The sequence below is a fragment of the Pseudomonas sp. LBUM1646 genome, assembly GCF_059716165.1.
The window spans coordinates 76,904-102,981 of sequence record NZ_CP166810.1; the positions used below are offsets into that span (position 1 = coordinate 76,904).

General features: G+C 59.6%; 28 protein-coding genes. 8 read left to right on the forward strand and 20 right to left on the reverse strand.

Features of this window, described 5'->3' with window-relative positions; genetic code table 11:
* The first annotated feature begins 6 nt into the window (after nucleotides 1–6).
* Nucleotides 7–777, forward strand: a complete 771-nt coding sequence (locus tag ACA071_RS00345; protein WP_497642659.1) for a MetQ/NlpA family ABC transporter substrate-binding protein — start codon at nucleotides 7–9, stop codon at nucleotides 775–777.
* A 269-nt stretch (nucleotides 778–1,046) separates the two neighbouring features.
* On the opposite strand, the gene ACA071_RS00350 is transcribed toward ACA071_RS00345, so the two are convergent.
* Genes ACA071_RS00350 through ACA071_RS00370 form a run of 5 tightly spaced genes read right to left on the reverse strand, consistent with a single transcriptional unit; the run spans nucleotide 1,047 to nucleotide 4,955 of the window.
* A complete protein-coding gene (locus ACA071_RS00350) occupies nucleotides 1,047–1,682 on the reverse strand; it encodes an SCO family protein (RefSeq protein WP_497642660.1) in 636 nt (211 codons plus the stop codon).
* Nucleotides 1,679–2,578: a heme o synthase gene (gene cyoE, locus ACA071_RS00355; RefSeq protein WP_497642661.1), complete on the reverse strand. Its 900-nt coding sequence runs from the start codon at nucleotides 2,576–2,578 to the stop codon at nucleotides 1,679–1,681. Before cyoE ends, ACA071_RS00350 begins: the two co-directional genes overlap by 4 nt.
* Complete coding sequence (locus ACA071_RS00360) at nucleotides 2,566–3,645, reverse strand: COX15/CtaA family protein (protein ID WP_497642662.1); 1,080 nt, start codon at nucleotides 3,643–3,645, stop codon at nucleotides 2,566–2,568. The genes cyoE and ACA071_RS00360 overlap by 13 nt, the downstream gene beginning before the upstream one ends.
* Nucleotides 3,646–3,655: 10 nt before the next feature.
* On the reverse strand, nucleotides 3,656–4,249 hold the full coding sequence (locus tag ACA071_RS00365; protein WP_497642663.1) for a PA_0111/PP_0108 family redox-active disulfide protein: 594 nt from the start codon (nucleotides 4,247–4,249) through the stop codon (nucleotides 3,656–3,658).
* Nucleotides 4,215–4,955 (reverse strand): SURF1 family protein, encoded by a 741-nt coding sequence (locus ACA071_RS00370; protein ID WP_497642664.1) that lies wholly within the window; start codon nucleotides 4,953–4,955, stop codon nucleotides 4,215–4,217. Before ACA071_RS00370 ends, ACA071_RS00365 begins: the two co-directional genes overlap by 35 nt.
* 70 nt (nucleotides 4,956–5,025) lie before the next feature.
* On the opposite strand from ACA071_RS00370, the gene ACA071_RS00375 reads away from it, so the two are divergent.
* Nucleotides 5,026–5,229: a twin transmembrane helix small protein gene (locus ACA071_RS00375; RefSeq protein ID WP_103405380.1), complete on the forward strand. Its 204-nt coding sequence runs from the start codon at nucleotides 5,026–5,028 to the stop codon at nucleotides 5,227–5,229.
* Nucleotides 5,230–5,266: 37 nt separating this feature from the next.
* Here ACA071_RS00375 and ACA071_RS00380 read toward each other — a convergent pair whose 3' ends face one another.
* The 4 genes from ACA071_RS00380 to coxB form a co-directional block, all read right to left on the reverse strand.
* Entirely contained in the window at nucleotides 5,267–6,154 is an 888-nt protein-coding gene (locus ACA071_RS00380; protein WP_497642665.1) for a cytochrome c oxidase subunit 3, read from the reverse strand.
* Between the two features lie 25 nt (nucleotides 6,155–6,179).
* On the reverse strand, nucleotides 6,180–6,731 hold the full coding sequence (locus ACA071_RS00385; RefSeq protein ID WP_497642666.1) for a cytochrome c oxidase assembly protein: 552 nt from the start codon (nucleotides 6,729–6,731) through the stop codon (nucleotides 6,180–6,182).
* A 117-nt stretch (nucleotides 6,732–6,848) separates the two neighbouring features.
* Nucleotides 6,849–8,438: a cytochrome c oxidase subunit I gene (ctaD, locus tag ACA071_RS00390; RefSeq protein WP_497642667.1), complete on the reverse strand. Its 1,590-nt coding sequence runs from the start codon at nucleotides 8,436–8,438 to the stop codon at nucleotides 6,849–6,851.
* An 82-nt stretch (nucleotides 8,439–8,520) separates the two neighbouring features.
* Complete coding sequence (gene coxB / locus ACA071_RS00395; RefSeq protein ID WP_169372269.1) at nucleotides 8,521–9,648, reverse strand: cytochrome c oxidase subunit II; 1,128 nt, start codon at nucleotides 9,646–9,648, stop codon at nucleotides 8,521–8,523.
* Nucleotides 9,649–10,019: 371 nt separating this feature from the next.
* Between coxB and ACA071_RS00400 the strand changes: the two genes are divergently transcribed.
* Entirely contained in the window at nucleotides 10,020–10,670 is a 651-nt protein-coding gene (locus tag ACA071_RS00400; protein WP_497642668.1) for a hypothetical protein, read from the forward strand.
* A gap of 93 nt (nucleotides 10,671–10,763) precedes the next feature.
* Here ACA071_RS00400 and ACA071_RS00405 read toward each other — a convergent pair whose 3' ends face one another.
* The 6 genes from ACA071_RS00405 to ACA071_RS00430 all read right to left on the reverse strand — a co-directional run bounded on the left by ACA071_RS00405 (nucleotide 10,764) and on the right by ACA071_RS00430 (nucleotide 18,330).
* A complete protein-coding gene (locus ACA071_RS00405) occupies nucleotides 10,764–12,290 on the reverse strand; it encodes a SulP family inorganic anion transporter (RefSeq protein WP_497642669.1) in 1,527 nt (508 codons plus the stop codon).
* Between the two features lie 90 nt (nucleotides 12,291–12,380).
* Nucleotides 12,381–13,112, reverse strand: a complete 732-nt coding sequence (locus ACA071_RS00410; protein WP_497642670.1) for a carbonic anhydrase — start codon at nucleotides 13,110–13,112, stop codon at nucleotides 12,381–12,383.
* A 243-nt stretch (nucleotides 13,113–13,355) separates the two neighbouring features.
* On the reverse strand, nucleotides 13,356–14,414 hold the full coding sequence (locus tag ACA071_RS00415; protein ID WP_497642671.1) for a PA0069 family radical SAM protein: 1,059 nt from the start codon (nucleotides 14,412–14,414) through the stop codon (nucleotides 13,356–13,358).
* A gap of 70 nt (nucleotides 14,415–14,484) precedes the next feature.
* A complete protein-coding gene (locus ACA071_RS00420; RefSeq protein WP_497642672.1) occupies nucleotides 14,485–15,789 on the reverse strand; it encodes a c-type cytochrome in 1,305 nt (434 codons plus the stop codon).
* Between the two features lie 12 nt (nucleotides 15,790–15,801).
* Nucleotides 15,802–17,586, reverse strand: a complete 1,785-nt coding sequence (locus ACA071_RS00425; RefSeq protein ID WP_497642673.1) for a GMC family oxidoreductase — start codon at nucleotides 17,584–17,586, stop codon at nucleotides 15,802–15,804.
* Between the two features lie 3 nt (nucleotides 17,587–17,589).
* A complete protein-coding gene (locus ACA071_RS00430) occupies nucleotides 17,590–18,330 on the reverse strand; it encodes a gluconate 2-dehydrogenase subunit 3 family protein (RefSeq protein WP_497642674.1) in 741 nt (246 codons plus the stop codon).
* A gap of 304 nt (nucleotides 18,331–18,634) precedes the next feature.
* Here ACA071_RS00430 and ACA071_RS00435 point away from each other — a divergent pair, with 304 nt between their 5' ends.
* Nucleotides 18,635–19,282: a dual specificity protein phosphatase family protein gene (locus tag ACA071_RS00435; RefSeq protein WP_497642675.1), complete on the forward strand. Its 648-nt coding sequence runs from the start codon at nucleotides 18,635–18,637 to the stop codon at nucleotides 19,280–19,282.
* A 57-nt stretch (nucleotides 19,283–19,339) separates the two neighbouring features.
* Here the strand turns inward: ACA071_RS00435 and ACA071_RS00440 are convergent, their stop codons facing one another.
* Nucleotides 19,340–19,627, reverse strand: a complete 288-nt coding sequence (locus tag ACA071_RS00440) for a YheV family putative zinc ribbon protein (protein WP_123408468.1) — start codon at nucleotides 19,625–19,627, stop codon at nucleotides 19,340–19,342.
* Nucleotides 19,624–21,702, reverse strand: a complete 2,079-nt coding sequence (gene prlC, locus ACA071_RS00445) for an oligopeptidase A (protein ID WP_497642676.1) — start codon at nucleotides 21,700–21,702, stop codon at nucleotides 19,624–19,626. Before prlC ends, ACA071_RS00440 begins: the two co-directional genes overlap by 4 nt.
* A gap of 62 nt (nucleotides 21,703–21,764) precedes the next feature.
* Here prlC and ACA071_RS00450 point away from each other — a divergent pair, with 62 nt between their 5' ends.
* Together ACA071_RS00450 and ACA071_RS00455 are read left to right on the forward strand one after the other, a co-directional pair.
* Nucleotides 21,765–22,310: a gamma carbonic anhydrase family protein gene (locus tag ACA071_RS00450; protein ID WP_497642677.1), complete on the forward strand. Its 546-nt coding sequence runs from the start codon at nucleotides 21,765–21,767 to the stop codon at nucleotides 22,308–22,310.
* A gap of 29 nt (nucleotides 22,311–22,339) precedes the next feature.
* Complete coding sequence (locus ACA071_RS00455) at nucleotides 22,340–22,990, forward strand: HAD family hydrolase (RefSeq protein WP_497642678.1); 651 nt, start codon at nucleotides 22,340–22,342, stop codon at nucleotides 22,988–22,990.
* Nucleotides 22,991–23,075: 85 nt separating this feature from the next.
* Here the strand turns inward: ACA071_RS00455 and ACA071_RS00460 are convergent, their stop codons facing one another.
* Nucleotides 23,076–24,167, reverse strand: coding sequence for an aminopeptidase (locus ACA071_RS00460; RefSeq protein ID WP_497642679.1), 1,092 nt, complete (start codon nucleotides 24,165–24,167; stop codon nucleotides 23,076–23,078).
* 60 nt (nucleotides 24,168–24,227) lie between these two features.
* On the opposite strand from ACA071_RS00460, the gene ACA071_RS00465 reads away from it, so the two are divergent.
* Together ACA071_RS00465 and ACA071_RS00470 are read left to right on the forward strand one after the other, a co-directional pair.
* Nucleotides 24,228–24,650: a PA0061/PA0062 family lipoprotein gene (locus ACA071_RS00465; RefSeq protein WP_497642680.1), complete on the forward strand. Its 423-nt coding sequence runs from the start codon at nucleotides 24,228–24,230 to the stop codon at nucleotides 24,648–24,650.
* A gap of 15 nt (nucleotides 24,651–24,665) precedes the next feature.
* Entirely contained in the window at nucleotides 24,666–25,085 is a 420-nt protein-coding gene (locus ACA071_RS00470) for a PA0061/PA0062 family lipoprotein (RefSeq protein WP_497642681.1), read from the forward strand.
* A 5-nt stretch (nucleotides 25,086–25,090) separates the two neighbouring features.
* Here ACA071_RS00470 and ACA071_RS00475 read toward each other — a convergent pair whose 3' ends face one another.
* Both ACA071_RS00475 and ACA071_RS00480 read right to left on the reverse strand, forming a co-directional pair.
* Complete coding sequence (locus ACA071_RS00475; protein ID WP_497642682.1) at nucleotides 25,091–25,330, reverse strand: DUF1161 domain-containing protein; 240 nt, start codon at nucleotides 25,328–25,330, stop codon at nucleotides 25,091–25,093.
* 189 nt (nucleotides 25,331–25,519) lie between these two features.
* Nucleotides 25,520–25,951 carry an OsmC family protein gene (locus ACA071_RS00480; RefSeq protein WP_309674352.1) on the reverse strand — a complete coding sequence of 144 codons (432 nt, stop codon included), beginning with the start codon at nucleotides 25,949–25,951 and terminating at the stop codon, nucleotides 25,520–25,522.
* Between the last annotated feature and the right edge of the window lie 127 nt (nucleotides 25,952–26,078).

A 26,078-nucleotide genomic window follows, 5' to 3' on the forward strand; every position in this document is an offset into this window, starting at 1 on the left:
AGCTGAATGAAAAAACTACTCGTCGCATTGGCTGCAGTAGCAGCGTTTTCCGCCCAGGCCGATGAACTGACCGTTGCCGCCACCCCAGTCCCGCACGCGGAGATTCTGGAGTTCGTGAAACCGGCCCTGGCCAAAGAAGGCGTGGATCTGAAGATCAAGGTCTTCACCGACTACATCCAGCCGAACGTGCAGGTCGCCGAGAAGCGTCTGGACGCCAACTTCTTCCAGCACCAGCCGTACCTGGATGAGTTCAACAAGGCCAAGGGCACCAACCTGGTGGCCGTTGCCGGTGTGCACCTGGAACCGCTGGGCGCTTACTCCAGCAAGTACAAAGCACTGACCGAACTGCCCGGTGGCGCCAAGGTGGTGATCCCGAACGACGCCACCAACGGCGGCCGCGCCCTGTTGCTGCTGGCGAAGGCTGGCCTGATCAAGTTGAAGGATTCGAACAACATCCTTTCGACCATCAAGGACATCACCGAAAACTCCAAGGACTTGAAGTTCCGCGAACTGGAAGCCGCGACCATCCCGCGTGTGCTGACTCAGGTCGACCTGGCGCTGATCAACACTAACTACGCACTGGAAGCCAAGCTTGATCCATCCAAGGATGCGCTGGTGATCGAAGGTAACGACTCGCCTTACGTGAACATCCTGGTGGCCCGTCCGGACGACAAGGACAGCGAGGCGATGAAGAAGCTGGTTGCTGCGCTGCACAGCCCGGAAGTGAAAGCGTTCATTCTCGAGAAGTACAAAGGCGCGGTATTGCCGGCGTTCTGATCTGACCCGCTACACCGATCGACCGATCGTTCCCAAGCTCCGCGTGGGAATGCAGCCCGGGACGCTCTGCGTTCCCAAAGCGGACGCAGAGCGTCCGGTGAGGCATTCCCACGCAGAGCGTGGGAACGATCAAAACGAAAAAGGGGACGCCATGAGCGTCCCCTTTTTTATGCACGAAACACCGACCCTGTAGGAGCACAGCGTGCTCGCGATGGCGTCTATGTAATCGCCATCGCGGGCAAGCCATGCTCCTACAGGGGAGGTGGCGCTCAGTCGCGCTTGAGCATCACCGGCAACTGCGCCACCAACTTCGTGTTGTTCAACGGCGCGCGAATGAACCCACGCTGCGTGCCATCCGGCCCGATCACCGCGAGGTTGCCGCTGTGGTCGACGGTGTAGTTAGGTTTGCTGGTGTCCGCCGGAATAAACGGAATGCTCACCGCATTGGCCAGTTTCTGGATGTCCTCCACCGAGGAAGCGGTCAGGCCCTGGAATTGTGGATCGAAGTAGCCCAGGTATTGCTTGAGCTGCTTGGGTGTGTCGCGGTTCGGGTCGACGCTGACCAGGATGATCTGCAACTTGGCCGCTGCCTCGGGCGGCAGTTCGCTCTTGATCTGGCGCAGTTGGGCGAGGGTGGTCGGGCAGATGTCCGGGCAGAAGGTGTAGCCGAAGAACAGCAGACTCCACTTATTTTTCAGCTCGTTGACCGCCACCGGTTTGCCGTCTTGATCGGTCATCGTCACGTTCGGCAGGTTACGGCTTTGCGGCAGCAGGATGATCCCGGCGTCGATCAGTGCCGTCGGGTCGCCCTGGCCTTTGCCGGACAGCACCTTGTTGACGGTCAGGCCCAAAACCAGCGCGATCAGGGCGACGAGGATGAAGACGGTTTTCTGAGTTCGAGTCATAGGTTCAACAGTAAGTAGTGGTCTACGAGCAGGGCGATAAACAGCAGGAACAAGTACCAGATAGAGTACTTGAACGTGTTGATCGCCGCGTGCGGCCGAGTGCCACGGTACAGCACCACGGCCCATTGCAGAAACCTCGCGCCAAGGCCGAGGGCACAAATCAGGTAGAGCACGCCGCTCATGTGGATCACATAGGGCATCAGGCTGACCGCCAGCAGCGCGAAGGTATAAAGCAGGATGTGGATTTTGGTGTAGTGCTCGCCATGGGTCACCGGCAGCATCGGGATGTCGGCCTTGGCGTATTCTTCTTTGCGGTGAATGGCCAGGGCCCAGAAGTGTGGCGGGGTCCAGGCGAAGATGATCAGTACCAGCAGCAAGGGTTCGGCGCTGACATGACCGGTAGCCGCGACCCAACCGAGCAGCGGCGGGGCCGCGCCGGCCAGGCCGCCGATGACGATATTCTGCGGTGTCGCGCGCTTCAGGAAACCGGTGTAGACCACGGCGTAACCGAGCAGAGAGGCGAGGGTCAGCCATGCCGTCAGCGGGTTGGTGAAGGCCAGCAGCACGGCTTGGCCGAGCACTGCCAACACCAGAGCAAAGGTCAGCGCGGCCCTCGGCGACACTCGACCTTCAGCCAGTGGCCGCTTGTGGGTTCGGGCCATCACCGCGTCGATCCGCCGGTCCACCACATGATTGACCGCCGCCGCGCCCCCGGCACACAAAGCGATGCCCAGATTGCCGAACACCAGCACCGTCCACGGCACCCCGGCGCGAGTCGCGAGGAACATGCCCACCAAGGACGTGATGAGCATCAGCACCACCACTTTCGGTTTGGTCAGCTCCAGATAATCGCGCCAGATCGCTTGGCTGTGACGTTCGCCAATCAGAACCGCCATGGCATTTCTCCTTTTATTGTTATGGGCCCGGCTGAATGTTTACGCGGGCTGAAGCGCCAGCGCGCAGGAGCTTGTTGCTTGACCCGAACCAGACTGGTTCGCGCGTGATAATTGACCAGCACCATCGTCAGCAACAGCGCCGCACCGCCAGCGTTGTGGGCGACGGCGATTGGCAATGGCAGGTGAAACAGCACATTGCTGATGCCCAGGGTGATTTGCGCGCCGAGGGCGATCAGCACCAGACCGGCGAGGCGCGTCATACCGACCACTTTCAGTTGCCAGGCCAGGCCCAGCAGCACCAGCGTCACCAACAAGGCGCCGATCCGGTGAGTCAGGTGAATCGCGGTGCGGGCGTCACTGTCCAGTTGTCCACCGAGGTAGTTCGGGCCGATGTGTTGGGTCAGGTGAAAGCCGTTGGCGAAATCAGCCGTTGGCAGCCATTGGCCGTGGCAAGTCGGAAAGTCGATGCAGGCCACTGCCGCGTAGTTGGAACTGACCCAGCCGCCGAGGGCGATTTGTAGAATCACTAGCAGCAGCCCGGCGGTCGCCCAGTACTGCAAACGCTTTGGCACGGTCAGCGCCGGCAACACACCGGACAGTCGCAAGGTCAGCAAAAACAACAGACTCAACGTCGCAAACCCGCCGAGTAAATGCCCGGTGACCACTTGCGGCCAAAGCTTGAGCGTCACCGTCCACATGCCAAACGCAGCCTGGGCGAACACCACTGCCAGCAGAAATAGCGGCAACTTCACCGGTTGCCCCGGATGCCGCCGATGCACCCAGGCGCGACCGGCCAGCACCGAGATCAACAGCCCGAGGGTGCCGGCGAAATAGCGGTGGATCATTTCGTTCCAGCCCTTGTGGGCCACCACCGGTGTGTCAGGGAAATGCAATTCGGCATGGGCCAGTTGGGCTTCGCTTTTCGGCACGCTGATAAAGCCATAGCAACCCGGCCAGTCCGGGCAGCCGAGGCCGGCGTGGGTCAGGCGGGTGTAGGCGCCGAGCAACACCACAATCAGTGCCAGCAAGGTGGCAAACAGCGCGAGGCGAAATCCAGGTTTGGCCATGACGATGCCCTTATCCGATGTTCGACAGTTTCAGCAGGTGACGCAGGTCGTTGAGCAGGTCCTTGCCCTTGACCGTCGGGTCGTAGCGCAGCACCAGATTGCCGTGGGGGTCGATGATCCACAGCTGAGGCGCGGTCTTGTCGCCGGTGGTCTTGCTGAACGTGGTGAGGTCCATGGGGTAGCGTTGCAGTTGTGGATATTCGCGGGTCAGCTTGGCTTCGTAGTCGCTGCTCAGCGGCTGCGCGGCGGCCAATGCGTGGCTGGCGCGAGACGCATCGCGGCCCAGGCCGATCTGGATTTGCCGTGCCAGGTACACCAACTGCTGGCAATCCACCGAACAATCCTTGGGCGCGGTCACCAGCATCTGCCAGCGATCTTCCTGGGCCTGCACGCCGAGGTCGGCGCGGGTCTGGCCGTTGCCGATCAGTTCGCCGTGATAACTGCGACCGTCCGGCACCCAGAAATTCAGTTTGTACATGCCGGTGGCGAGGATCATCGGACCGATCACCCCGAGCAGGATCAGCAGCAGCTGCAAGCGGCCCTTGCGCCGACTTGCCGGCGTTTTCGCCTCAGACATGCTGGGTGGATTCATGGCCGCTCCCATGGTGTTTCTCCTTTGCGTTGTGCCAGCCGAGATAGATAAAAAGGCCGAGCAGGGCGATCGCCATGGCGAACCACTGCACGGCGTAAGCGATGTGTTTTTCCGGCCCCATGGCCACCACCGGCCAATCGGCCCGATAGGACGCCGGACCAGTTTCTTCACGTAATTCGTAGGCAAAGCCTTCGCGGTTGAGCGCGGTCCAGAGCTTGGCCGGTTCGACCGCAGTGACCAGTTGCGGCCAGGTGGTGGTGTTCGGATCGGCGTGCAATTGGAAGGTGGCGCCGGGAGACACGTAGACCCACGCATCGAGGCTCAGGGCTTCGGTGGGAGTCTTGAATTGCGGTGGGGTGCGCCGGTCCGGCCATGGCAGCCAGCCGCGATTGACCAGCAGCCAGAGCCCGGTCGCTTGATCGCGGAACGGTTGCAGCAACTCGACCCCGACCTTGCCGTCGCGCTGACGGTTATCCAGCAGAAGGCTGTGCTCGGCATCGAACTCACCGTGCAGGCGCACCCGGCGAAAGGCTGGATCTTGCGCGTTCAGCAGCTCGGAACTGGCCATCGGTTCGGCCGCCCGGCGCTCGGCGTAGCTTTGCAGCAACGCGCTTTTCTCCGCGCCCCGGCTCAGCTGCCAGAAGCCCAGTGACACCAGCAGCGGCAATAGCAACGCCACGACGAGGGTCGGCACGATGCCCGGCCGGAAGCGCGTCATGACGTCGCCAGAAAGTCGGTGATCGCGATAGCTATACTCAAATGCATCGCCTTTCCCCCGGAGCCTCACCATGCTCAAAGCAGCCATCGTCCTGATGCTGATTGCCACGGTTGTCAGCCTGTTCAGCGGCCTGTTTTTTCTGGTCAAGGACGACAGCAGCTCGAACCGCTTGGTCATTGCCCTGAGTGTCCGTGTTGCCCTGGCCGCCACCACCGTCGGCTTGATCGCCTGGGGCTTTTTCAGCGGCCAGTTGGTGTCCCACGTTCCGTGGTAGCTGCAAGTTCAAAGCTTGAAGCTCAAAGATTGCAGCTCTAAAGCACATAGACGAACACGAACAGCCCGATCCACACCACGTCCACGAAGTGCCAATACCAACTCGCCGCTTCGAACGCGAATTGGTGCTCGTTATCGAAGTGCCCGCGCAGGATCCGCATCAGCATCACAAACAGGATGATGGTGCCGATGGTCACGTGGGCGCCGTGGAAACCGGTCAGCATGAAGAACGTCGCGCCATAGATGCCCGAACCCAGGGTCAGCCCGAGTTCGCGGTAGGCGTGGATGTATTCTTCGGCTTGGAAACCGAGGAACGCGCAACCCAGCAACACGGTGATCGCCAGCCAGATTTTCAGCACGCCGCGATGGCCTTTCTTCAGCGCATGGTGGGCGATGGTCACGGTGACGCTGGAGCTGACCAGCAAAATGGTGTTGATCAGCGGCAAGCCCCAGGGGCTGATGACTTCTTTGGGTGGCGGGAACAGTTTCGGGTCCGGGGTGTGCAGCAGCGGCCAGGTGAACTGGAAGTTCGGCCAGAGCATATGAGCAATGCCTTTCGGGCCTTCACCCCCCAGCGCCGGGCCGGAGATGTGCCGCACATAAAACAGCGCACCGAAGAAGGCGATGAAGAACATCACCTCGGAGAAGATGAACCAGCTCATGCCCCAGCGGAACGAGCGGTCCATCTGTGCGCTGTACAAGCCCTGGCGGCTTTCCTTGATCACTGTGCCGAACCAGCCGAACAGCATGTACGCCACCATCAGGCCGCCGACGAAAAAGATCAGCGGGCCGTGGGATTCCGGCCGCGCTGCCTTGAGGTCGTTGAACCAGGTCGCCAGGCCGAATACGGTGACGAACATGCCGACCGTGGCGATGATTGGCCATTTGCTCTGGGCCGGTACGTAATAGTTTTCATGAGTTGCCATTTATTGTTCTCCTTATCGGGCACGCTCAACCGCCAGTGTTTACAGCTACCGGTGGATGTCGGGCGGTGATATCGAACAGCGTGTAGGACAGCGTCAGGTGCTTCACATCCTTGGGCATGTCACGGTCAACGATGAAACGTACCGGCATCTCGATCCGTTGACCGGGCTGCAGCACTTGCTGGGTAAAGCAGAAACATTCGGTCTTGTGGAAGTACGCCGCCGCCGCGCTGGGTGCGATGCTCGGCACCGCCTGGGCGCTCATCGGGCGATCAGTCGGGTTGCGGGCGATGAAAATCATCTCGTTCACCGCCCCGGGGTTAGCCGTCAGCTCATCGCTCTTGGGATAGAAATCCCAGGACATATCAGCGGCGTTGGTCGACAAAAACTGCACACGAACTTGTCGCGAGGTATCGACCGTTTGCTCGCCCTCGTACTGCCCGGCCGTCTTGCCGTTGATGCCGAACGCCTTGCACATCACGTCGTAGATCGGCACCAGGGCAAACCCGAACACAAACATCGCGACCACCACCATTAGCAGGCGGGTGACCAGTTTTTTCAACGAGATCGAATCAGCCATGATCTCTACCCTCGGCGAATAAACCTGAGAAAGCGAGCTTGCTCGCGATAGCGGTGTATCTGGCACACCGCATCGCCGTCATCGCGAGCAAGCTCGCTCCCACAAAGGTCAAGGCGTTCATTTCACTTCCGGCGGCGTAGTGAAGGTGTGATAAGGCGCCGGCGACGGTACGCTCCATTCCAGGCCTTCAGCTCCATCCCACGGTTTGGCCGGTGCAGGCGGGCCGCCACGAATGGTCTTGATCACAATGAACAGGAAGAACAGCTGCGTGGTGCCGAACATGAACGCGCCAATCGAAGACACCATGTTGAAGTCGGCAAATTGCAGGTTGTAGTCCGGAATCCGCCGAGGCATGCCCGCCAGGCCGACGAAGTGCATCGGGAAGAACGCCATGTTCATGCCGATGAACGAGAGCCAGAAGTGCAGCTTGCCGAGGGTTTCGTCGTACATGTGGCCAGTCCATTTCGGCAGCCAGTAATAGGCCGAGGCGAAGATCCCGAAGATCGCGCCTGGTACCAGTACGTAGTGGAAGTGCGCGACCACGAAGTAGGTGTCCTGGTATTGGAAGTCCGCCGGGGCAATGGCCAGCATCAGCCCGGAGAAACCGCCGATGGAGAACAGGATCACGAACGCTACCGCGAACAGCATCGGCGTCTCGAACGTCAGCGAGCCTTGCCACATGGTGCTGGCCCAGTTGAACACCTTCACGCCAGTGGGCACCGCGATCAGCAGCGTCGCGTACATGAAGAACAGCTCGCCCACCAGCGGGATGCCGACCACAAACATGTGGTGCGCCCAGACGATGAACGACAGGAACGCGATGCTCGCCGTGGCGTAGACCATCGAGGTGTAGCCGAATAAGGGTTTGCGCGAGAAGGTCGGGATGATCGAGCTGACGGCGCCGAAGGCCGGCAGGATCATGATGTATACCTCGGGGTGACCGAAGAACCAGAACACATGCTGGAATAGCACCGGGTCACCGCCACCGGCGGCACTGAAGAAGCTGGTGCCGAAGTGGATGTCCATCAGCATCATCGTCACGCACCCGGCCAGTACCGGCATCACCGCGATCAGCAGGAACGCGGTGATCAGCCAGGTCCAGACGAAGAGCGGCATTTTCATCAACGTCATGCCGGGGGCGCGCAGGTTGAGGATGGTCGCGATCACGTTGATCGCGCCCATGATCGAACTGATCCCCATCAAGTGGATGGCGAAGATAAAGAAGGTCACGCTTTCCGGGGCATAGGTCGTGGAGAGCGGGGCGTAGAAGGTCCAGCCGAAGTTCGGCCCGCCACCGGGGGTGAACAGGGTCGAGACCAGCAGGATGAACGCCGCGGGCAACAGCCAGAAGCTGAAGTTGTTCATCCGTGGCAGGGCCATGTCCGGCGCGCCGATCATCAACGGGATCATCCAGTTGGCGAGGCCGACGAACGCCGGCATCACCGCACCGAACACCATCACCAGACCGTGCATGGTGGTCATCTGGTTGAAGAACGCCGGCTCGACGATTTGCAGCCCTGGCTGGAACAGCTCGGCGCGAATCACCATCGCGAACGAGCCGCCCAACAGGAACATGGAAAACGCGAACCACAGGTACAGCGTGCCGATGTCCTTGTGGTTGGTGGTCAGCACCCAACGCATCAGGCCCTTGGCGGGACCGTGGGCGTGGTCGGTGGCATGACCATGATCATCGATGACAGCACTCATGGCCGTTCTCCTGAGAACGAATGGGCTGGGCAGGCCGGGGCGCGCTGCCCCGACCGGTTCCTGACGTGCGCGATAGACCGGATCATTTGCTTTCCGCCTGTTTCAGCTCCAGCACTTCTTTAGGAGTGACCATGTCGCCTTTGTTGTTACCCCAGGCGTTACGTTCGTAGGTCACGACCGCCGCGATATCGACTTCCGAGAGCTGCTTGCCGAACGCCGCCATGGCGGTGCCGGGTTTGCCGTGGAAGACAATGCTCAGGTGACCCTCTTTCGGTCCGGTGGCGATTTTCGAGCCCTTGAGCGCCGGGAACATCGGCGGCAGGCCCTGACCTTCGGCCTGGTGGCAGGCGACGCAGGTGGTGTGATAGATCTTGTCGCCGCGCTCTTTGAGCTCGTCGAGCGTCCATTCTTTACTGGTCAACTCTTTGAGCTGCAGGGCTTCGGCTTTGCGCTCAGCCAGCCACTTGTCGTAATCGGCTTTCTCTTTGACCTCGACCACGATCGGCATGAAACCGTGATCCTTGCCGCACAACTCGGCGCACTGGCCACGGTAGAGGCCGGGCTTATCGATGCGGGTCCAGGCTTCGTTGACGAACCCCGGAATCGCATCGCGCTTGACCGCGAAGGCCGGCACCCACCACGAGTGGATAACGTCGGCGGAGGTCACCAGAAAGCGCACCTTGGCGCCAATTGGCAGCACCAGTGGCTTGTCGACCTCAAGCAAGTAATGCTCGCCTTTGGCTTCCTTGTTGTGGATCTGGTCGGCGGGGGTGGCCAGGTTGCTGAAGAATTCGACGTCCTGGCCCAGGTATTTGTAGTGCCACTTCCACTGATAGCCGGTGATCTGGATATCGATATCCGGTTCACTGGCGTCGTACATCTTGATCAGGGTCGCGGTAGCGGGAACCGCCATGGCCACCAGGATGATGAAGGGCACGATGGTCCAGAGGATTTCGACGGTGGTGCTTTCATGAAATTTGGCGGCCACCTGCCCGGTCGAGCGGCGGTGGACCATCATCGACCAGAACATGGCGCCGAAGACGATGATGCCGATCACTACACAGATCCAGAAGATGGTCATGTGCAGGTCGAATACTGCGTGACTGATTTCAGTCGCTCCCGGCGCCATATTCACAGTCCAGGCCGCTTGTGCCTGGCTGAAAATTGACCACAACAGGAGGCCCATCCAGACGTGTGGATGTCGCATCATTGCGGGTTCCCCTTATCGTTCTTGTTATCCCGCCGGCTTTCACCTGCGGCAAGGGAGCGGCTTTTTCAGACTACGAACTTGAATCGCCGAGCCTTGCTGCATATGCAGTCGGGCGTCATCAGCTAACTCCATTCCCACCCGAGTATAGACAGCGACTGCTACCTCGCAATGTGATGGCGTAAATGATCTGAAACAGCTGGGACTTGCGTTCAAGGTCACGAATGGAGAAGGATGCAGACGAGTGGTGGCAAATCGATATAACTTTGACGTCTCAAGGATGAAATAATTATGACAAATGCGTCTTAGCCTTTTTCGTAAGCCAGCTAAGTTATGTCTTCCCTATTTCATTGCCGTTGTTTCCTGGAGTTTTCATGAACACCGCCGCATTGCGCGAGCAGATCCAAAAAGCCCAACAACACGAGGCCGAGACCGGCCTGTTAACTCGTCAACTGGAAACCCAACTGCCGCACCTGCATACCTCCATCCAATTGCCTGATGTCGATGCCAAAGGCGTGATGACCCGTTTTGTGACTGCTTATATAGAACAAGTGCCGGACCTATTGGACGCAGCCAATGATGTCGCACGGGAAGCCGGCATCGAATCGCAGATCAAACCGGTGCTGACAATCGCCGAGCAGTTCTTCCTCCAGCCGCCGGCGATCATGACCGGGCATATCGGCCTGGACAGCCTGCTGGACGAAGCCTATCTGGCGCATCGGTTGGTCGAAGAGGTCAATGACCTGTACATCAAGCATTTTGGCCAGCCACTGATCCCATTGGACATGACTGTCGCCAACCTGATTGCCCACCAATTGATCGGCGAAGAATTCGCCAACCAACTGGATGAGGCGGTGCATCACGCCGTGGACGAGATGCTTAACGAAGACAGTTTCGCGCTGGAGTCGGTGGAAGCCTACCGCGAGAAACTCAACAGCCCGGACACCGGCACCGCGTGGAAACGCTGGCCGTGCCTGTCGCGCCAGTTGGGCGTGGGCCTGGAGCTGGATCAGCCCGCAGCCTAAGCGGTACAAACCCTTGTAGGAGCGAAGCTCAAGTACGCCAAAAGCTTCGCGGGCAAGCCGGATCGCCGCCCGCTCGCTCCTACAGGTTATTTGTTACCCGGCTGAACCTACGCCGGACGTGGTGCGCAACCGCCCTTCCAATCTGCGCTTCAACCCCCGCGCTTCAATCATCAGCTTCGACCCCTTGGCCGCATTCGCCCGGCCCCACTCCTCAAGCAACTCCAGACACGAATGGTCGATGTAGCTCAGATTATTGAGCGGCACATGCACCGTCGAACCTGCTGGAATAGTACCCAGCACCTGGGTCAGCGCCGGTACCTTGAGAAAGGTTGCCGCGCCTATTAGCCGCAACTCCATTTCGCCGTCCTTGGGCAGATCGATCAGGCTGATTTTCAGTCGCGAAGCTTTCCAGGCCAGTTTGGCCAGTGTCAGGCCAAAGCCGATCAGCACACCGGTCAACAAGTCGGTGAAGATGATCGCCAGAGCGGTCGCCGCGTAGGTAAACATCGGCATCCGGCCATAACGACCCAGGCCGCGAAAGGCTTTGAGGTCCACCAGTTTGAAACCGGTGTAGACCAGCACACCCGCCAGGCTCGCCACCGGAATGCTTTGCAGCACACTGGACAGCAACAACACGAAAGCCAGCAGCCACAGACCGTGGAAGATTGCCGACAGGCGCGTGGTGGCGCCAGCCTGGACGTTGGCCGAACTGCGCACAATCACGCCGGTCATTGGCAGTGCGCCGAGCAGACCGCAGAGCATATTGCCTACACCTTGTGCCGACAACTCCCGGTCGAAGTCCGAACGCTCGCCGCTGTGCATGCGGTCCACGGCGGCGGCCGAAAGCAGGGTTTCGGCGCTGGCGATAAAGGCCACGGCAAACGCGGCGATCAGCAGGGTGGGGTCGGCCAGGTTGAGCAAGTCCGCAGGTTTGAGCCAGTCGATGGCTTCTGCCAGGTTGGCCGGGACTTCCACGCGTTTGACCTGCAAGGCAAGCATCAGGCTGGCAACCGTCGCCAGACCGACACCAAGCAAGGCACCGGGAACGAATCGCAGGGAATGGGGGCGGAATTTTTCCCACAGCCACATCACCGCAATCGTCGACAGCCCGAGCAAACCGGCCTGCCAGCCAAAGGACGGCAAGGCCTGGATCACTGCGGCCGGGAAAGCTGCCAGGTTATCCAGCCCGGACGGTTTGGGGACGGCATCGAGCATCACATGCACTTGTGACAGCACGATCAACACGCCAATCCCGGCGAGCATGCCGTAGACCACGGCCGGTGCTGTCACCCGAAACCAGCAGCCCAATTTGAAGCGCCCGGCCAGCAGTTGCAGAAAACCCGCCAGCAGCAGGATCGGCCCGAGCATGGCGATACCATGTTGGCGCACCAACTCGAACACCAGCACGGCCAATCCCGCCGCCGGGCCACTGACTTGGAGCGGTGAGCCGGCAATCCAGCCGACTACCAAGCCGCCGATGATCCCGGTGATCAGGCCTTTGGCCGGTGGCAACCCCGAGGCGATGGCGATGCCCATGCACAAGGGCAGGGCCACCAGAAACACAACCACGGACGCCAGCAGCTCCCGTGGCAGAACAGCTTTAAGTTGCGCAGCACGCATGGGGATTCTCCCGAATTTTTCTTCAGGCGTGAAAAAGCCTGGCTGCTGAATTAGCAGCCTCGGCTAAACCACACAGGGATTTAGGAGGATTTAGAAGCGCGCTTTGGGCGTCGCCACCGGAATCGGATGACTGCCATCGAGGGGCAGGAAGCAACCCTGATCCGCGTCGTAAGCTCTGATTTCGCTGGTTTCGATGCTGTAGACCCAGCCATGGATAAACAGCTGACCGTTGGCCATGCGCGAGGCCACCGATGGATGTGTGCGCAAATGCTGCAACTGGGCGATCACATTCTCTTCGGTGAGGATGTGCATGCTTTCGTTTTCATCGGTGCAATGGCAATTGTCCTGGACCATGGTTTTTGCCACTTCGGCATGCCGCAGCCAGGCTTTGACCGTGGGCATTTTTTCCAGGCTCTGCGGGTTGAGCACTGCGCGCATGGCGCCGCAATCGGAGTGCCCACAGATGATGATGTGTTGCACACCCAGGGCCAGCACCGCGTATTCAATAGCGGTGGAAACGCCGCCGTTCATTTGCCCATAAGGCGGCACAACGTTGCCGACGTTACGGGTCACGAACAGATCGCCGGGGGCGCTTTGGGTGATCAGTTCAGGAACGATGCGCGAATCGGCGCAGGCAATGAACATCGCTCTCGGACTTTGGGCCGTGGCGAGTTTTTTGAAGAGTTCTTCCTGCTGCGGGAAGACCTCGTGATGAAAATGCAAAAAGCCGTCAACGATATGCTTCAGCGCTGCATCGGCGGATTCCGCCTCGGGGAGCGCTTGCGCCGACGCAGCCAACGGCTGTTTATCCTTGTCACTCATGATTCATCCTCTTTGACGGAGTTGGGGAAATATCCCGTTTTATCCGATATGAAGCCAGTGGCTGTTTAAAAAACGTCCAGGTCGTAAATCTCGACCCGTCAGTCACTCGATGAACAAGGTAACCGTCGAAACTTAACTCAAACTGAATCAAACGCTCTAGAACGTGTGTTCCAGGTCACAAAAAACGTGACCGGCGTAATGGCGCAGTGCCTTTTACCCTACTCAACCTTAGGCCAATTGTCCTTAAATCAACGACATTTGGCGACCCGGCGGACAAAAGGCATCGCAGTCCAGATTAAACCCTTCGCGCCGATTGAGTCCCAGGCGCTTGATGGTTTTGGCAAAGCGTTGCGCCAACAGATCGGCGAACGGTCCTTCACCGCGCATCCGCGCACCAAAGCGGCTGTCATAGAGCTCGCCACCGCGACTCTGGCGGATCAGGCTCAGCACATGGGCCGCGCGCTGCGGGTAGTGGGCAGCCAGCCATTCTTCGAACAACGGTGCGACCTCCAGGGGCAGGCGCAACATCATATAGGCCGCGCTCTGGGCGCCGGCGGCATGGGCTTCGGTAAGCAGGCTTTCGAGCTCGCTGTCATTGATCATCGGAATCATCGGCGAGCACAAGACCCCCACCGGAATCCCGGCCTCGCGCATCACCCGGATGGCCCGCAGCCGAGCCTTGGGTGCCGCGGCCCGGGGTTCGAGGATGCGCTTGAGCTCATCGTCCAGCGTGGTGAGACTGATCATCACCGCCACCAGTCGCTGTTCGGCGAGCTCAACCAGCAGATCCAGATCGCGCAGGATCAGCGAGCCCTTGGTGATGATGGTCACCGGATGACGGTAACGCAGCAGCACTTCCAGGGTTTGGCGGGTGATTTTGTGTTCGCGCTCGATGGGCTGATAAGGGTCGGTGTTGGAGCCCAGGTTGATCGGTGCACATTGATATCCGCGTTTGGACAGTTGTTCCTCCAGTACGTCGGCGGCGTTGGTCTTGGCGATCAGCTTGGTTTCGAAATCCAGCCCCGGCGACATGTCCCAATAGGCGTGGCTGGGCCGCGCATAGCAATAGATGCAGCCATGCTCGCAGCCGCGATAGGGATTGATCGAACGGTCGAAGGGCAGATCCGGCGAGTTGTTGCGAGTGATGATGGTTTTCGCCGTCTCGATCCGCACCTCGGTGCCCTGGGTGATCGGCGCTTCCTGATACCAGCCGTCATCCTCGGCCACCGAGCGGTTCGGCGCGAAGCGGTTGTGCGGGTTGGTGGCGGTGCCGCGGCCGCGTGGCGGAAGAGGAGTGAACATGAAAACGCCTCGGTACTGGTTTTATATACAGTAACGAGGCGTTGCTCATCTGGCTAGTGCCGCTGGGCGATCAGTTCTTTTGGGTGACCTGGCCCAAGTCGTCGCCCGAAGTGGTTTTCATATCATCCTTGCGCAGGTCGGCCACCGTACTCGCCTTGACCGGCGAACCGTTGTTACCCCAACTGCCACGAATGAAACTGACCACGTCCGCCACTTCCTGATCCGACAAGCGCCAGGCAAAACCGGGCATGGTGAAAGTCGACGGCGCGGTGTGAGTAGCCGGCAAAGTCCCGCCCTTGAGCACAATGTGAATCAGCGATGTCGGGTCCTCCGACTGCAACACCGGGTTGCCTGCCAGCGCCGGGAACACTCGGGTATAACCATGGCCATCCGTCCGGTGACAGGCCGCGCAGTTATCGATGTACACCGAGGCGCCTGGCTTACTGTCATCACCTTTCCACAGCGCCTGGGCGACTTGCTTGTCGTACTGGTGCGGCTGGTCGTTGGGATCATTGGCCGGCAGCGACTTGAGGTAACGGGCAATCGCGGTCAGGTCGGCGTCGGTCATGTATTGCATGCTGTGGGTCACCACATCGCTCATGCCGCCGAACACTGCGCTGCGGTCGCTACGTCCGGTCTTGAGGAATTGCACCAGTTGCTCTTCGCTCCAGCTGCCGAGGCCGTCCTTGTGGTCGCCGCGCAGGCTTTTCGCGATCCAGCCTTCCAGCGGCGCACTGCCTGACAGAAACGTACCGCCTTCCCCGGCATTCAAGGATTTTTCCTGCATGGTCAGGGCCCGCGGCGTATGGCATGCGCCGCAATGTCCCAAGCCTTCCACCAGATAAGCCCCACGACTGACGACGGCATCCTCACCGGCGGTTGCTTTGTAGTCGGCTACAGCCGGGGCAAACAGCCAGCGCCAACCCATAAGCGGCCAACGCATGCTCAACGGCCAGGGAATGTCGCTGGCCTTGTTCTCCTGGGCGACCGGCGCCACGCCGTGCATGAAGTAGGCGTACAAGGCCTGCATGTCAGGTTCGTTGACGCTGGCGTAGGACGGATACGGCATCGCCGGGTACAAGGTGCTTCCATTCTTGGCAACCCCGTGGCGCACGGCTTTGTCGAAGTCTTCGAAGCTGTAGTCACCGAGACCGGTTTTGTCCGGGGTGATGTTGGTGGAGTAGATCGTCCCGATCGGCGTTTCCATCGGCAGGCCACCGGCGAACGGCTTGCCGTCCTTGGCGGTGTGACAGGCCACACAGTCGCCGGCACGGGCGAGGTATTCGCCTTGTTTGATCAGGTTTTGATCAACTTCAGCCGCGTTGATCGAGCCACTGCCGAGCAGGGCGAAGGTCGCGATAACAAGTGCTTTCATGGTTATCGCTCCTTAAGCCTGAACCAGCGGGCCGGGGTTTTTCAGGTACTGCTCGCGGATCGCCCGGGCCGACCAGTAGGTCAGAGCGGCAACAAGACCCGTAGGGTTGTAGCCCAAGCCTTGTGGGAAAGCCGACGCGCCAGGGACGAACACGTTGTGCACGTCCCAGCTCTGCAGGTAACGGTTCAGAGCGCTGGTTTTCGGGTTGGTGCCCATGATCGCGCCACCATTGAGGTGGGTGGTCTGGTAAGCCGCGGTGTTGAAGTGGTCACCGACCTGCTTGCCGATCACGGCGATGGCTTTCGGGCCCATGGCTTCGGCGATCTTGCCCATTTTCTCGACCATGAAACGGTTCATTTTGATGTCGTTTTCCTGCCAGTCGAACGTCATCCGCAGCAGCGGCAAGCCGTAGGAATCGCGGTACACCGGGTCGAGATCAAGGTAGTTGCCACGGTAGGACTGATGCGCGCCGTGGGCGTCCATCGACACCTGGTGGGTGTAGTAATCGGCGGTGGCGCGTTTCCAGGCACTGCCCCAGGCCGGCGTGCCCGGTGGGTTCGATGTGCCGGCAATCGGTCGGCTGCCAGCCTGGTTGACCCACATTGGCGAGCCGCCGACGAAGCCGTGCGGCCCGTGATCGAAGTTGTCGGCGTTGAAGTCATCGATCGCCACGCCATTGCCGCCGGCGCCGATGAAGTTGTTGGTGTGGGTGTCCTTGTCGAAGAACGCCTTGATCGTGGCCATGTTCTGGTAGGCGAAGTTCTTGCCGACCACGCCTTCACCGCTGATCGGGTCGTAAGGTTTGCCGATGCCCGAGAGCAGCATCAACCGCACGTTGTGAAACTGGAAGGCACCGAGGATCACCAGGTCGGCCGGTTGCTCGATCTCCCGGCCCTGGCCATCGATGTAGGTCACGCCAGTGGCTTTGCTCTTGGTGCTGTCGAGATTGACCCGCAGCACGTGGGAATTGGCCCGCAGCTCGAAATTCGGCAGCGGCTTGAGGGCCGGCAGAATGTTCACGTTGGGCGATGCCTTGGAGTACATGTAGCAAACGTAACCGCTGCAAAAACCGCAGAAGTTGCACGGCCCCATCTGTGCGCCGTACGGGTTGGTGTACGGGCCTGACGTATTGGCCGACGGCAGGTTGTAGGGTTTGTAACCTACAGCCGTGGCCGCTTTCTGGAACAGCTGTGCGGACACGGTGTTCTTCTGCGATTCCAACGGGAACGGGTTCGAGCGGTCCGGCGCATACGGGTTGCCGCCCTTGCCTTCACCGACCAACTGACCGTTCACTGTCCAGGCCTGACCTGAGGTGCCAAACACCTTCTCGGCATAATCGAAAAACGGCTCCAGTTCTTCATAGCTGACGCCGAAGTCCTGGATGGTCATGTCCTTGGGGATGAAACTTTTGCCGTAGCGCTCTTCGTAATGGCTGCGCATCCGCAACTCGATCGGATCAACCCGAAAGTGCACGCCGGACCAGTGCAGGCCCGCGCCGCCCACGCCATTGCCGGGCAGGAAGGCACCGAGTTGGCGGTTCGGCAGGGCGATGTCATTCACGCTATGGCGAATGGTCACGGTCTCTTTGGAGATGTCCTGGAAGAGTTTTTTCCGCACGCTGTAGGTGAGTTCGTCGATCACCTGCGGATAGTTGCCGTCAGGGTAAGTGTCCTGCATCGGTCCGCGCTCCAGCGCCAGCACATTCAGGCCGGCTTCTGTCAGCTCTTTGGCCATGATCGCGCCTGTCCAGCCAAAACCGACGATCACTGCGTCGACCTTCTTCATTACGGTTGCCATTGCTTATGCCCTCTCGCCGCGAATCGAAACTGCCGGGAAGGGGTATTGCTCGTTGCGTTCCACCCAATCCATGAAATCGGCGCGGGCGCCGGGGAAGCCGATCATGGTCCAGCCGACCATGCCTTTGTTGCCACCGTGGATCGGGTCGCAGAAGAACCCTTCCTTGGTGTTTTGCAGCAGCAGGTTGAAGAAAATCTTCGACGGAACACTAGCGAATTCGGGTTTTCCGGCTTCGAGTTGCTTGAGCAAATCGTCTCGGGTAGCGCTGTCTTGCTCGGCAAAGTTCTTCCCGTTGAACGCTTTCGACCAAGCATCCGTGGCGGCGATGCCCAGGCGATAGATCTCTTTCGGTACGAGTTTGCTCTGCCAGCCCATTTCCGCTGGGGCGTCGGCGTTGAACGGCCCTTGCATGAACCACAGGGCGCCGGCGGCGTACGGGGTATTCATTTGGCGGTCGATGTATTCCGGCACGCCGGCTTCCAGCGCGCCAGGTCCTTGGGCGTCGTTCGGGATCAGTTGAGCGACGGCGGACTTGATGAACGTCCATTCTTCGGCGGTGAAGTAGATGGGTTCATAGGCGCTGGTGCTGGCTGGCGTTTTGCCGGGACTGGCAGGTGCCGGTTCGGGTGCGGCAAGCAGGACTGAACTGCCCAGCGCGGTGCTGGCGACGGTGACCACCGGGATCAAGGTCAGGGATTTGCGCAAAAACTCACGCCGCGGGTTGTCTCGATCTTGATCAGACATGGGGTGCACCTCATCAGGCATTGACGGTTTTCAGCCGTTTCATTGAACGGCTTTTCGTTTTGGCAGCGATGCGGTCTGGGGCTATCGGTGAAAAAGCCACGCATCGGCAAACTTTGGTAACAAATGGTAGCAGGCTAAGTATCAAGATGAACCGATTCAGCCTAAATAAACCGGGCTTTTGCGACGAAAGTAGCCTGCGGGGTGATGGATTCACGATTCTTTGACAGGCGGCTCACAGCGCTTTGACCGCTCAAGGCTGAAGCTGACCGTCATCAATCCGCTTCTTCCTGCACGGTCGGCCAGCATGTCTAAAACCCGTCTTATCCCTGCGATGTGTCTATCGTTAGTTGCCATTTTCAATGTGTCACTGGCCATAGCTGACGACGCGGCACCCGCGCGGCCCGCAGAATGGGCGCAGCCGGTGGAGGCCAAATACAACCTCTACCAAATGTCCCCGACGCTCTACCGCAGCGCGTTGCCTGATAGCGGGGCGGTGCCGCTGCTGGAAAAACTCAAGGTTGGAACCGTGATCAACTTCCTGCCGGAGTCGGACTCCCGTTGGTTGTCCACGCCTGGTATCAACCTGGTCCAACTGCCTTACCGCACCAATCACGTGGATGACGTGCAGATCCTCACGGCCCTGCGCACGATCCAGACCGCCGAAGCCAAAGGTCCGGTGCTGATGCATTGCAAACACGGCTCCGACCGCACCGGTCTGATCGCAGCGATGTATCGGGTGGTGGTGCAGGGCTGGAGCAAGGAAGACGCCCTGAAGGAAATGACCGAGGGCGGGTTTGGCGACAGCACCCACTTCAAGGATGGCGTTCGCTACATGATGCAGGCAGATGTCGACAAACTGCGCACGGCGCTGGCCAATGGCGATTGCAGCACCAGCCCGTTCGCCATGTGCTCGATGAAGAACTGGTTCAAGTCGGCCAGTGTCGAAAAGTAGGAAATTTGAAAGACGCACCCTTGTGGGAGCGAGCAAGCCCGCTCCCACAGGGATGACTCAGTGTTGCTCGTCTGGCTTTTTCTTCAGTTTCGGGTTCGGGAAGAATTGCACCGCCTGAACCTTGGCGTCCGGCACCTTCAGCGCCGAAACGTTGACCCGCGTGCCCAACTCCTTAGGCACGGACAGGCCTTGTTCATTGAGCGTGTCGGAATAACCGCAGGCCACGCACTCACGGTGCGGGACCTCGTCTTCGTTCCACATCATCAATTTATCCGGCTCGCTGCACGCCGGGCAGACCGCCCCGGCGATAAAGCGTTTTTTCGTGATCACAGGCCCCTCGCTCATGCTGCCGCGTCCTCACTCAGGCCGCTGTGGCGCAAGAGTGCGTCAATCGATGGCGCACGGCCACGAAAGTCGACGAACAGCACCATCGGCTCCTGGGAGCCGCCGCGCGCCAGGATCGCTTCGCGGAAGGCGCGACCGGTCTCGGCATTGAGTACGCCGTCTTCTTCGAACTTGGAGAAGGCATCGGCCGACAGCACTTCAGCCCACTTGTAGCTGTAATAACCCGCCGCGTAACCGCCGGCGAAGATGTGCGCGAAGCTGTTCGGGAAGCGGTTGTAGGCCGGCGGACGCATGACCGACACCTCGTCGCGCACGCCTTCGAGCACTTGCAGCACGCTGCGGCCGTCGCCATGGGTGGCGTGCAGTTCGAAGTCGAACAACGAGAACTCGAGTTGGCGGACCATCATCAGGCCGGACTGGAAGTTCTTCGCCGCGAGCATTTTTCCCAGCAGGTCCTGAGGCAGCGGCTCGCCGGTTTCGTAGTGACCGGAAATCAGCGCCAGGCCTTCCGGCTCCCAGCACCAATTTTCCATGAACTGGCTTGGCAGTTCGACCGCATCCCAAGCCACGCCATTGATGCCGGACACGCCAGCATGCTCTACGCGGGTCAGCAGGTGATGCAGGCCATGACCGAATTCGTGGAATAGCGTGGTGACTTCATCGTGGGTTAGCAGCGCGGGCTTGCCGCTGTCGGCCGGGGTGAAGTTGCACACCAGATTGGCCACAGGGCTTTGCAGCATGCCTTCAGCGGTGCGACGACGGTCGCGGGCGCCGTCCATCCAGGCCCCGCCACGCTTGTTGGCGCGGGCATAAAGGTCAAAGAAGAAGCGGCCGACGTGCTGGCCGTTTTCCTTGATTTCGAAAAGGCGGACATCCGGGTGCCAAGTATCGAAGCCTTTCTGTTCGGCGATCTCGATGCCGTACAGGCGCTGAACGATAGCGAACAAGCCGCCGAGCACTTTGTCGATCGGGAAGTAGGCGCGAAGGGCTTCCTGGGCAACGCTGTAACGTTGCTCGCGGAGTTTTTCGCCGTAGAAACCGCTGTCCCAGCTTTGCAGGTCCGGGCAGCCTTGTTCGGCGGCGTAGGCCTTGAGCTGTTCCAGGTCCTGAGCGGCGAACGGTTTGCTGCGCTTGGCCAGGTCCCGTAGGAAACTGAGCACCTGGTCGCTGGATTCGGCCATTTTGGTCGCCAGACTCAGCTCCGAGAAGCTGGCGAAACCCAGCAGCTTGGCCAGTTCCTGACGCAGGTCGAGGATTTCTTCCATCACCGGGCTGTTATCGTTCTGACCGGCGTTCGGGCCTTGATCCGACGCCCGGGTGCAGTAGGCGGCGTAGACTTCTTCGCGCAGGGCACGGTCGTGGGCGTAGGTCATCACCGCGTAGTAGCTCGGGAATTCCAGGGTGATCAGGAAACCCTCCAGGCCTTTGGCCTGGGCTGCTGCGGCCAATTGCGCCTTGGCCGAATCGGTCAGGCCGGCGAGAGACCCTTCGTCGGTAACGTGTTTGGTCCAGGCCTGAGTAGCGTCGAGCAACTGGTTGGAGAAGCGACTGCCCAGTTCGGACAGCTTGCTTTGCACTTCGGCGTAACGCTTTTGTTCGGCTTCCGGAAGGTCGATACCCGACAGACGGAAGTCACGCAGGGCGTGTTCCAGGATAGTTTTCTGCGCCACGTCGAAGCCGGCGGCTTCCGGGCTGTTGGCCAGGGCTTCGAAGGCCTGGAACAGTTCGCGGTTCTGTCCCATCTCGGTGGAGTAGGCGCTCAGGGCCGGCAGGCAGGATTCGTAGGCTTCGCGCAATTCAGCGCTGTTGCACACGGCATTCAGGTGGCTGACCGGGCTCCAGGCGGCGCCCAGGCGATCATTGAGTTCGTCCATCGCCAGCACCAGGCCGGCCCAGGTCGGTTGTTTGCCCTGGGTTTTGAGGATCTCGATAATGGCGGCGCGGTTGTCAGCCAGGATCTGTTCAATGGCCGGTTGCACGTGTTCGGCACGAATCGCCGAGAACGGCGGCAGGTCGTAGGACTGCAAAAGAGGGTTGTTCACGCTCACGGTTGGCACCTTGGCTGGAAGAAACATGCGGCCATCTTAATTACAATCGACGCTCACCGCAGCTATCAGCGACAGAGAGAGAACCTATCGTGACCCTTCGCAAGTATCTGAACCACACGCCGCTGTTGGGCAAAGGCGCTTTTGTCGACGGCTCGGCGGTGGTAATCGGCGACGTCGAAATCGGCGAAGACAGCTCCGTCTGGCCGCTGACGGTGATCCGCGGCGACATGCACCGCATCCGCATCGGTGCGCGCACCAGTGTCCAGGATGGCTGCGTGCTGCACATCACCCATGCCGGGCCGTTCAATCCCGATGGCTTTCCGTGTTTGATCGGTGATGATGTGACCGTCGCTCATAAGGTCATGCTCCACGGCTGCTCGGTAGGCAATCGAGTGCTGATCGGTATGGGCAGCATTGTCATGGACGGTGCGGTGGTGGAAGACGATGTCATCATCGGCGCCGGCAGCCTGGTGCCGCCGGGCAAGCGCCTGGAAAGTGGCTTCCTGTATGTCGGCAGCCCGGTGAAACAGATCCGACCACTGACTGACAAGGAAAATGCCTTTTTCACCTACAGCGCGGCGAACTACGTGAAGCTCAAGGACCTGCATCTGGCTGAAGGCTACGACAAGCTCTAAATCTTTCCCGCGACTGCCCAGGAAATTTCATGCATTACCAAACTGTTCTGTTCGACCTCGATGGCACCCTGACCGACCCACGCGAGGGTATTACCCGTTCGATCCAGTTCGCCCTGGCCAAATTGGGCATCGATGAACCTGACCTGACCAAGCTTGAACACTTTATCGGCCCACCGCTGTTGCAGGCGTTCATGCAGTTCTATGAGTTCGACGAGCCCAAGGCGTGGGAAGCGGTGAATTTCTATCGCGAGCGTTTCAGAGTCACCGGCCTGTATGAAAACCGCGTGTTCGACGGCGTTACACCGCTGCTGGAAACCCTGAGCGGGCAAGGCCGACAGTTGTACATCGCCACCTCAAAACCCTGGGTGTTTGCCCGGGAGATCGCCCGGCACTTCGACTTCGCCAAACACTTCAAAGTGATTTACGGCAGTGAACTGGATGGCACCCGCACCAACAAAGTCGAATTGATCGCCCATTTGATCGCGGAGGAAGGCCTGGACCCGGCCAATACCCTGATGATTGGCGACCGTAAACACGATTTGATCGGCGCGCGCAGTAATGGGCTTGATGCTGCCGCAGTGGGTTACGGGTTTGGCAGCCGGGAAGAACTGAGCGCCGAAGCACCGGCGTATCACTTTGAAACGCTGGAAGAGATGCATCAGGCGTTTTTGCAGCGCTAATCAAATTGCCATCGCGAGCAAGCTTTGCTCCTAGGGATCGTGTCGAAAACCCGTAGGAGCAAGGCTTGCCCGCGATGACGTCCGCTCAGCCGCCCACGTTCTGCAGGTCCGCCAATGTCCTTAATGACGCTTTACGCTCCTGCGCCGGCAACCCACCCAGCTTCTCCACTTCGGCATAAAACCTCCCCCAGTCCCCAGCAACCTGCCTGAACATCGCCGCAAACGCCGGCACCCACTGGTCATACAGACCAAATGGCAGCAGCCTGGCGTTGTTCATCGGCGCATTGATCCACGCGTCATAACGTTTATCCCCGGCCCATCGACTGTCACGCATCGTCCGATAATCGCTACGTAACCGTTCAAACTCTGCGGCCTTGCGTTGACGCATTTGTTCGGCGGCCAAGGGTTGGGCGTACAGCCGTTCAAGGCGTGTGCGGGTGTCCAGAAGCAATTGAATGAACTGATCGCGCTGCTGCATTAACGCGCCATTGTCCGGGGCGAGCCCGCGACTGGCGCGCCATTGGCGAGTGCCTTCCTGTTCGACAAACGAGGCAAAAGATTCGTTGAACTCAGTGTCGTCCTTTACATAAAAGCGTTGATGGGCCAGCTCATGAAAGATCAGCGTGGCCAGCCGTTCGTCGCCCCAGTTCATCATCGAGCTGATGATCGGGTCGTTGAACCAGCCCAACGTCGAGTAGGCCTCGACCCCGCCAATCGACACGTCCATGCCATTCACCCGCTGCAATGCCGCTTCGCCCCGGGCTGCGCTCTGGCTGTAGTAGCCGCGATAAGCGACGCAACCGGCGATGGGGAAGCAATGGTTTTGCGGCTTAAGGGAAAATTCCGGCGTGGCGAAGACATTCCAGACGACGTACGGCCGGCCAATGTCGGCGTACAAACGGTAACTTTGGTTATCCGGCAGGTGCAGATGCTCGCTGGCGAATACCCGGGCCTTTTGCGATTGGGCCAGATGCGCGCGCAGTTTTGGATCGCGCTGGGGATCGGCAATCACCTTGGCAACCGGCTCCCGTGCCCGCAGCAATTGCAGCTGACCCCCGGCCAATTGGCCGTAGTAGCTGACGCTGGCGCAACCGTTGAGTAACAAAAACAGCACACCCGGAAACAAAACGCGCAAAACGCGATCAAGTAACCCAAGGCTTGGAAGCGGCCTGATCACAATAAAAACATCCCTGGAAAGTCTGCCCACAAGACTATCCCGCCAGACTGGAGCTCCGCTATGCGCAAGTTGATGCTGACAGGAGGCCTGCTGATGCTGGCCGGCTGTGCCGGATTCGGAATGCCCGACCCGGATCCGAACCAGGCGTGGATCGACCTGAATTCAAAGCAGGAAGACGCCGCGCTGCAAGCGCTGAAAGTCGACGACAAAGTCGCCACCGACAAACGCTTCTTCGAAGTGCAGCCCGGCAGCCATGAATTGAAGGTTCGTTATCAGTTCGCGGTGCAGCCCACCAACATTGGCACCGACGCCGAGCCGTTGTGGCGTGATTGCCAGTTGAGTGTGAAATTCAAGGATTTCAACGCCGGGGAGCGTTATCAGCTGCAAGCGGGGAATATCGGTTTCCGGCCATGGGCCAAACTCTACGACCAGCAGCGCAAAGTGATTGGGCAGGGCACACCGGCTGGCTGCCAACGCACGTGATTCGGGACATTCATCATGCGCAGGTTCTTGCTATTGCTCGGTGCAGGCGTTATTGCCGGTTGCGTGAGCCCGTTGCCCAGTGTCAATCCACAGATGGCGTGGATTGATCTCGCGACCCCGACGCCGGGCGGCAAATTACTGATGGCGGAGCGCTTGGATAATCAGCGCCTGACTGATGGGCGATTCTTCCAGGTAACTCCTGGCAGCCACGAACTGACGGTGCGTTTCGACTTTGAAACGTTCGCGGGAGGGCTGGGAATGCTGAGCGATCCGCAGGAGCGGCTGTGCTACATGACCGTGCCCTATGAGCACTTTGAAGCCGGCCAGCACTATCGCCTGGAAGGGCGCTCCCTGTCCTTTACCCCGAGCGCCCGACTGGTGAATGCCAAGGGTGAGATTGTCGCCACGGAGCGGCAGATCAACTGCGTGCCCTAGGCCAATCAACGATCGTTCTTTTGGTAGATGATGGCTTTGGTGCCGTTATCGCAGGTGCCTACGACCATGGCGGCGTCGTGCTTGTCAGCTTCCTCTTTCGTGACAATTTCCAGTGTGTAGGAGGGCACGGCGTTGGCCTGAATCTTCACTTCAATCTCATTCTTGAGTTCTTCACATGATTTCGGTGCCGCCAGGGCCGAGGTGGCCAGCGCGCAACAGATAATCGCCAAGGCAAAACGTTTCATGGTTGAAGCTCCCTTGAGGCAGCGCGCAGGTTGATGCGCTTTAGGCTGCTGTCATTTATTCGACCACATTTTTGCCTGTCGGGTTTTGTTCTGAGGCAAAAAAGATCGCAGGCTGCGCCAGTTCCTACACGAATCGAGTGATCCCGTAGAAACTGCCGAAGGCTGCGATCTTTTCGCCTCGACGCCGATTTAGCCGACGAGTGTGGCATCCAGGCTGATCTTCGCATTCAGCACCTTGGAAACCGGGCAGCCTTCTTTGGCCTTGTTGCTCAGCTCCTCAAATTGCGCCTGGGTCGCCCCGGGGATTTTCGCCTTGAGGATCAGTTTTACCGCCGTGATCGCAAAACCACCGTCCACCTGATCCAACGTGACCTCGGCATTGGTATCGATGCTGTCAGCCTTGAGGCCGGCATCGCCGAGGATCATCGAAAACGCCATGGAGAAACAACCTGCGTGGGCTGCGCCGATCAGCTCCTCCGGATTGGTACCCTTGCCGCCTTCGAAACGCGCCTTGAAGCCGTAGGGCGCTTCCCTGAGTACACCGGTTTCCGTGGAAATAGAACCGATGCCGGTTTTCAGATCACCTTCCCAATGAGCCGATGCTTTCTTCGTGATAGCCATGTCTGCCTCCTCAAGATCCGGCGCGGAATGTCGCGCCTTCGTGGTTTTAGGTTGCTAGGGTTCTGAGGATAGAAGACTTGGCAAAGTTCATCTTGTCGGATCAAACCGCTTATCGGGGAGGCAAATT